This window comes from Mesorhizobium sp. M7A.F.Ca.CA.001.10.2.1, assembly GCF_003998575.1.
GTDB lineage: Bacteria > Pseudomonadota > Alphaproteobacteria > Rhizobiales > Rhizobiaceae > Mesorhizobium.
Genome location: NZ_RZQY01000314.1, coordinates 1 through 6735, shown reverse-complemented (window position 1 = coordinate 6735; position 6735 = coordinate 1). Strand labels below are relative to the sequence as shown.

Annotated in this window: 5 protein-coding genes; 2 read left to right on the top strand and 3 right to left on the bottom strand. The window is 64.7% G+C overall.

Annotated features, from left to right (window positions below):
• Positions 1 to 689: GGDEF domain-containing protein (locus tag EN964_RS19975; protein ID WP_164775895.1), on the top strand; the 689-nt coding region annotated here is incomplete at its 5' end.
• A gap of 325 nt (positions 690 to 1014) precedes the next feature.
• Positions 1015 to 2472 carry a hypothetical protein gene (locus tag EN964_RS19970; RefSeq protein WP_127271100.1) on the top strand — a complete coding sequence of 486 codons (1458 nt, stop codon included), beginning with the start codon at positions 1015 to 1017 and terminating at the stop codon, positions 2470 to 2472.
• A 283-nt stretch (positions 2473 to 2755) separates the two neighbouring features.
• On the opposite strand, the gene EN964_RS19965 is transcribed toward EN964_RS19970, so the two are convergent.
• The 3 genes from EN964_RS19965 to EN964_RS19955 are packed head-to-tail and all read right to left on the bottom strand — an operon-like array spanning position 2756 to position 6695.
• Positions 2756 to 4540, bottom strand: a complete 1785-nt coding sequence (locus tag EN964_RS19965) for an ABC transporter ATP-binding protein (protein ID WP_127266784.1) — start codon at positions 4538 to 4540, stop codon at positions 2756 to 2758.
• 9 nt (positions 4541 to 4549) lie between these two features.
• Positions 4550 to 5584 (bottom strand): glycosyltransferase family 2 protein, encoded by a 1035-nt coding sequence (locus EN964_RS19960; RefSeq protein ID WP_127271102.1) that lies wholly within the window; start codon positions 5582 to 5584, stop codon positions 4550 to 4552.
• Positions 5585 to 5588: 4 nt separating this feature from the next.
• Entirely contained in the window at positions 5589 to 6695 is a 1107-nt protein-coding gene (locus tag EN964_RS19955) for a glycosyltransferase (RefSeq protein WP_127271104.1), read from the bottom strand.
• Between the last annotated feature and the right edge of the window lie 40 nt (positions 6696 to 6735).

The window sequence follows — 6735 nt, the reverse complement described above, 5'->3', positions numbered from 1 at the left end:
TCCTTCATCTGTGCGAACCGAATGCGGCCGAGAAGCCGCAATGGCTGGCTGAAAGACAGCAGATCCTGCGCGGCGTCGTCGACACGCTGGCGCTGGCGCTGGCCAATCTGCGCCTGCGCGAAACGCTGCGGCAGCAGTCGATCCGCGATCCGAACACCAGTCTGTTCAACCGGCGATATCTCGAGGAGACGAGCAGCCGCGAACTGCGCCGGATGGAACGCTCGGGCCAGCCGCTGGTGGTCATCATGCTCGATGTCGACCATTTCAAGCAGTTCAACGATACGTTCGGCCACGAAGCCGGCGATCTCGTCCTGAAGCAGGTCGCCGCCACCTTGATCGAGCACGCCAGGGATAGCGATGTCGTGTCGCGCTACGGCGGCGAGGAGTTTGCCCTGGTCATGCCGGGAAGCTCGGTCCAGGAAGGTGCCGAGCGGGCGGAAGCGCTGCGCCAGGCAATCAGGAAGCTTCATTTGACGCATCGCGGCCGAACGCTGGGCACCGTTACAGCCTCGTTCGGGGTCGCCGCCTACCCCGAGCATGGCGTGGGCTGGGCCGAATTGACCAATGCCGCGGATCACGCGCTCTACGAAGCCAAGGGTAATGGGCGCGACCGGGTCGCCATCGCGCTGGGCAACGCGTCCGGCGAGCGACCTCCGATCCAGTTGGTACCAGTCCCGAAAAGCAGCTGAGACCGTTTGGGTTAGAGCACTCGGCCCGGCCCTGCGATAGTGATCTTGCGCCTGCCAAGAGATCAGGCGAGCTTCTCCGCTGCCCTTGAGGTCTCGCGCGGGCTCTTCTGAGCGGCCACGGTCTTGCCGTCCTTCAGACCTCCACACCGTCAGAGGAATCCGGCTCTTCCCGGCTGCGGCATTGGTTGTTCGGGCTATTCCAGCCCCCAAATGTCCCAAATTTACCTTTGTGCCGACGGGGCTTCCCCTGCGCAAGCCGCGGATGTAAAGCTATATTAGCAATTCGTTAAGTGCGAAGAGAGGTATGCGTAAGGGGAGTTTGGTGATGAACTTCAGAGGCCTGATCAAGCGTGCTGAAGACGTGGATAAAGCGATCCAGGACCTGCAGATCGATTTGGCGGACGCGCTGGATGCAAGTCTCGACGCCGACGACCTGGCGCCGCCGGAGGGCGACGATGTGCCGGATGCCCAGGCGGCAGCCGATGGCGGGCCACCCCAGGCCGACGCGGCAAATGACGACAATGCAGGGAATGCCGAGGGTGCGGACAGTTCCGAAACCGCGCCACGGCTGACTGCCCATACACAGACCCGGCTGGCCGCATTGAGCGCCTTCGAGGGTCTCTTCCATGATGCCAGGGACTATCTGGAGGAGATCAACGACAAGCTGTCGGAGATCGGCACCTCACACCATCTGACGCGCGAATTCCTCAACATCCTGCACAGCGACATCCTGCGCGCCAACGAGCTGGAGGTTGCCAATGCCGCCCTGGCCGCCGAACAGAGGGCGCTGTCGGAAAAGCTGCACGATGCGGTGAAAAAACTGCGCGAGCGCGACGGCGCTTTCGAAGCGCTGCAGCAGCGCGAGACAAGCCTGGTCCAGGACCGGGAGACGCTGCGTGCGGCACTGGCCGCGGTCAGGCTGGAACTGGTGGAGACAGCCAATTCGAGCGCCAAACGCGAAGCGGAGTTCGGCGACATCGCCAAGCGGCTGACCGCCAGGACGGTGGAGGCCAACAGGCGCTTGCGCGAAAGCAAGATGCTGCGCGAAAAGCACGTCAACCTGTCGATCGAACTCGACAAGGCGCTGAAGCGGGAATCGCAGGCGCGCCACAGGCTCGACGAGCTGTCGACGATCCATGCCAGCGAAGCAGCGCGACTGGCGGAGCTGCTGGCGGCGCTCGGCAAGAGTGAGAAAGAGGAGATGCGGCTGCAGAAGTCGCTCGAGGCCGCACAGGCGAAACTGTCGGAAACGACCGAAGCGGCCCGCATGATGGAAGGCGACAAGGAAGCCGAACTGGCTCGCCGCCAGGCGGAAATGCGCGGGCTGAGCTCGGAGATACAGAACCTGCAATCGCGGCTGGAGCAAACCTCGTCCGAAAACAGCGAAGCCGCAGGCGAGGTCGCCAGGCTCAAGAGCGAGCTCAACGATGCCCTGGCCGAAAAGAAGATCGCAGATGAAAGATTGTCCGCGCTGAGCCAGGAGAGCGAAAGCGACAAGATGAGTCTTTCCAAGGTGAACGCCAACCTTTCTCAACTGACGCTGCAACAGGCATCCGAGCAGATACAGTTCGACGTGCAGAGGCAGGAATGCGAGGACCTCAAAGCCGAGATCGCCTCGCTCAATGCCCGGATCAAGGAATTGCTGCCCTACGAGCGGCTCCACAAGGCCACCAATGGCAGGCCGCCCGAGAACGGCGTGGTCGAGATAGCCGGGGCGATGGCGAAGAAAGCACGGACGACGGGCAGGCGGCGCATGCGCAGGAATGTCGGCGCCGCTTCGTAAAGCGTGTCGCGCCTGAAGCGCTTCAGGCGCTCAGGTCTTTGTTTTTGTGCTTGGGAGGCCGGCACCTCACCCGGAGAGTAAGCCCAATGGGGCACCGGCCAGGCGGATCGACAGGTCCGCCGCACAGACAAGGTAGCGCGCCTCGGCTCCGCACGGCATTGGTGCGATCACGGAAGGTGCCAGCGGCACTTCCCCGGGCTTCTGATTCGAACGCTTGCGACGACCCGCCAGCCGGAGGCTGCAGACACGCCCGGGAAGCGGTCGCGGGCCGGCCCGGTGCCTTTCAGTCGAGCGGTTCGTGCTGGTAGAGTTCGTCCATGCTGAGCGAGGCCAGGGCGCCGAAAGGGGCCTGCTTTTTCACGCGGCCGCCGCTCAGGATGACCACGTCGTCGCAGAACGAGATGGTGCTGTGGTGATGGCTGATGACGATGGTCGTGCGGCGGCCGGCTCTCGACTTCAGGGTCTCGACGATGGCCGCTTCCGACAGCCCGTCCACCGCATTGGTGGCTTCGTCCAGGATGAGGAGGTCGGGATCGCGGACAAGAGCTCTGGCCAAGGCGATCCGCTGCCTCTGTCCCGCCGACAGGTTGATGCCCCTGTAGCCAACCAGGGTCTCGTAGCCCTGAGGCAGCCTTTCGATGAATTCATGCGCTTCGGCCAGTCTTGCGGCGGCCTCGGCGTCGCCGGCAGTCGCGGCATCCTGGCCGTAGGTTATGTTTTCAAAAATGCTGCCGTCGACCAGTTCCAGCTCCTGGCTGGCCAGGGCGATGTGCCGGCGCCACTGGCCGGCGTCGATCCCGTCGAGCGGCGATCCATCGACGAGGATGCTGCCGGCGTCCGGTTCGACGAAGCGGCACAGGAGATTGACGATCGTCGTCTTGCCGGCGCCCGAGCGGCCGATCAGCGCCGTCGAGCGGCCACCGCGGATTTCGATTGTCGCCGCATGCAGCACCACCTCGCGCCGGTCCGTGCCGGAATAGGTGAACGTCACATCGTCGAACTTGATGCCCTGGCGCAGGCCGTGGAACGGCCCGTCGCCTTGCGGCGGTTGCGGCTTGCCGGTGGGATCCAGCAGCCATGTCACCTCTTCGAGCGATCCGCTCAGGCCCTGCAGCTGGCTCCACGACCCCTGGAGGGCCCGCATGTGCGGCTGCAGCCTGTAGAGCAGGATGACGAAGGCGATGATCAGCGGGAAACTCACCTGCGCCAGCCAGGCGCCGATCACCACCGCCAGGAACAGCATGGCGTGGAGAACCTCCGTCAACGGCGGCAGCGCTCCCTGGCGCACGAGCAGCGCGAAGGAGGCGCGGCGAACCGCATCGGACGCCGTGTCGAAGATCGCCTTCTCCCGGTTCTCCTGCCCGAAGATGCGGATCAGCCGTCCGGCATGCACAAGGTGAAGCATCTGCGAGGCGAGGTGGCCGTTGCGCGAAGCGACGCTGCGGCTGGGCTCCTTCAGATTGGCCGAAAGGATGGCGTGCGCGATCTGGACGAGCGCCAGTCCGAGCGTGACCAGAAGCGTCATGCGCCACGAAAGCAACAACAGGAAAGCCAGGAGGATGATGGCGGCCGATGCGCTGACGATGGCCGACAGCATGATCTGGATCGCATCGGAGGCCCGCCAGGATTCGTTGGAGATGATGTTGAGCAGGCGTCCGGGGCTTTGCCGCAGGAAGAACGGGTAGCCGACCCGCAACAGCTGCTCCGACAAGGCGCTGCGGATGGAATGGCTTGCCTTGCCGGAGATGAAGGTCGTCAGCAGCGTGTTGGCGAAGGCGAAGACGTTCTTCAGGACGATCGAGCCGAGGATGGCGACCGAAATGACCACAAGCCGGTCGCGCTCGCTCAGGCCCGATCCGACATGCTGGAGGGCAGCGGAGAAGCCGTCCATGCCGGCCGCATCCCCATGTCCCATGATGATGCCCAGCAACGGGATGATCAGGCCAATGCCGAACCCTTCGAGGACGGCGCTGACCAGGCCGAGTACCACCACCGCCGGAAGCAGGCGCAGTTGCCGCTTTCCGAACGCCCGGAACAGCATCGGCAGGCTTGGCGGCAGCATCGGCATTATAGCGTTTCACCTCGCCTGGGCATTGGCTTGCTGATCTTGCCGCACCGGCTCGGCCCGCGGCCGTCTGGCCAGCAGGAGAACCGCGAACCTGGCCGCGCCGAGCAAATTCATGGCGACGATCGGCCAGTGCGGCAGGTTGAGTTCACGATCGAAGGCGGGTCCTCCCGCCAATTCCCTGATAGCCCCTCTTGCGGCCCAGTAGAAATGGCGAAGCAGCCAGGGCGCGTGGCGAACATGCTTCAGGCAGAGCCCGCCATTGCCCAGGCTGTAGTCGCGGTGCAGCTTTTCGATGGCTTTGCGATCCCGCCGGCCGTGATGATGGAATATCGTCATATCAGGCACATACTCGACCGCGATGCCGAGCAGCATCGCGCGCACGAGGTAATCGGTATCCTCTGCCGACCGCAATGGTCCGCCGGCGCCGAAGCGTTCGTCGAAATAGCCGATGCGGGCCGCGACATCGCGGTGCATCGTCATGTTGCAGCCCAGCACGAAACCGCCGGGATGAACATCCGGCGTCAGCCGCTCGCGCGCCCACGACCGCTTGATGGTGAACGGCAAATCCCTGGCATCGCCAAGCTCGACACGTCCGCCCCGGATGAGCCATTGTTCCCCGGACGCATAGTGTCGCTCCAGATCGCGCAGATAGTCGCGATGGACCGCGCAGTCATCGTCGACGAAGACCAGCACACGGCCGCGCGCGCGCCGCAGCCCGGCGTTTCGCGCGGCCGCCAGTCCGGGGCGCGGCTCGCAGACGGGCGTGAACGGAATGTCCGATGCAGCGGCGATGCTGGCCAGGCGTTCGGCCGTGCGGTCGCTCGAACCGTTGTCGACGACCACGAGTTCGGCGGCGAATCCGGCATGTGCGCGGCAAGCGGCTTGCACCGACTTGATGCAGGCATCGAGCACCGCGACGCGGTTGCGGGTGCAGATGATGAAGCTGACTTCCGGCGCCGATCGGTCACGGCCGCGACCGGTCGGGGCAGGGTCAAGCGCCGTCGAACGATCGCGCTGCAGAGCTTGGTGGGCTTTGACGATCATGCCTTTAACTCAACCGATGAGACGCCAGAACCGCCGCGGCGGGCGCGGATTTGAAGAAGTACGCCATGGCATCGGCTTGTCTGGCGGCCGACAGCGAGGCGAGGCTGAGCCAGGGCGCCCAGGCGCCGGGCCGCAGCGCATATTGCTCGCGGCGCCGGATGGCGTTCCATTTCGCGGTCCGCGTCAGCAATTCATGCGTCAGCGCCGGCTGCTTTTCGTCGGCGACGAGCTGGTAGAGGAAATAGAACAGGTTCAGCGCGCCAGCCTCGAAGCTCGGCCGCGTCGCCGCCGGCAGCGAGCGGATTTCCTCCTCCAGCGCGACGATGAAGCTGGCCGCACGGGCGACCGTGTCGTGGCTGACCGCATCGCCGATGTCGCGCAGGTCCCGCGTGGCCTGCGCCAGGCCCTCGCGCTCAAGGTTCTCGGCCACGATGCGCAAATGCGTCCTGCGCATCTCCTTGACGTGCCGGCTGGTCACGCTTGCCTCATGGACGCGGTAGACGACCAGGTTTTCGGGCATCATGGCTGCCGGGTAACGGCCGGCCAGCCGCCTGAAAAGATCGAAATCCTCGGCGTGCCTGTAGATCGGGTCGTAGTGGAGAACGCTGTCGTCGATGACCTTCCTGTTGTAGACGACCGTCGGGTGCATGAAGATCGTGAAGAACATCGCCAATACAGGGATGCGGCCGAATTTGAACACCGGATCGGGCCTGCCGATGGCGATGCGGCCGCGGATCAACATGTCGACGCCGGCGCCGCAGAAGCCCAGTTCGGGCCGCCGCTCGAACAGCGCCACCTGGCGCGACAGACGCCAGGGATAGGCGACGTCGTCGGCATCCATCCGTGCGACCAGTTCGCCCCGGGCGAGCGCCAGCCCTTCGTTGAGCGTCGCGACGAGGCCGCGGTTTTCGCGCGAGACGATCGAAATGCGGCTATCGGCCTTTTGGCATCGCTCGAGTATCTCGAGCGAATTGTCGGTCGAGCCGTCATCGATCGCGATGATCTCCAGGCGACTGTGATCCTGCCGCAGGACGCTTCCCAGCGCGGCGGCGAGATAGGGGCCGGCATTGTAGACCGGCAACAGGACGGAGACGAGCGGCGCGGCGGTCATCGTCTTGCATCCGTGCGCTGGAGTTCGAGCGCCGGTGTGC

What these genes read in the sequence shown, in the direction of transcription:
- EN964_RS19955 (WP_127271104.1), bottom strand. Translation starts at nt 6,695, where the DNA reads ATGACCGCCGCGCCGCTCGTCTCCGTCCTGTTGCCGGTCTACAATGCC.
- EN964_RS19960 (WP_127271102.1), bottom strand. Translation starts at nt 5,584, where the DNA reads ATGATCGTCAAAGCCCACCAAGCTCTGCAGCGCGATCGTTCGACGGCG.
- EN964_RS19965 (WP_127266784.1), bottom strand. Translation starts at nt 4,540, where the DNA reads ATGCCGATGCTGCCGCCAAGCCTGCCGATGCTGTTCCGGGCGTTCGGA.
- EN964_RS19970 (WP_127271100.1), top strand. Translation starts at nt 1,015, where the DNA reads ATGAACTTCAGAGGCCTGATCAAGCGTGCTGAAGACGTGGATAAAGCG.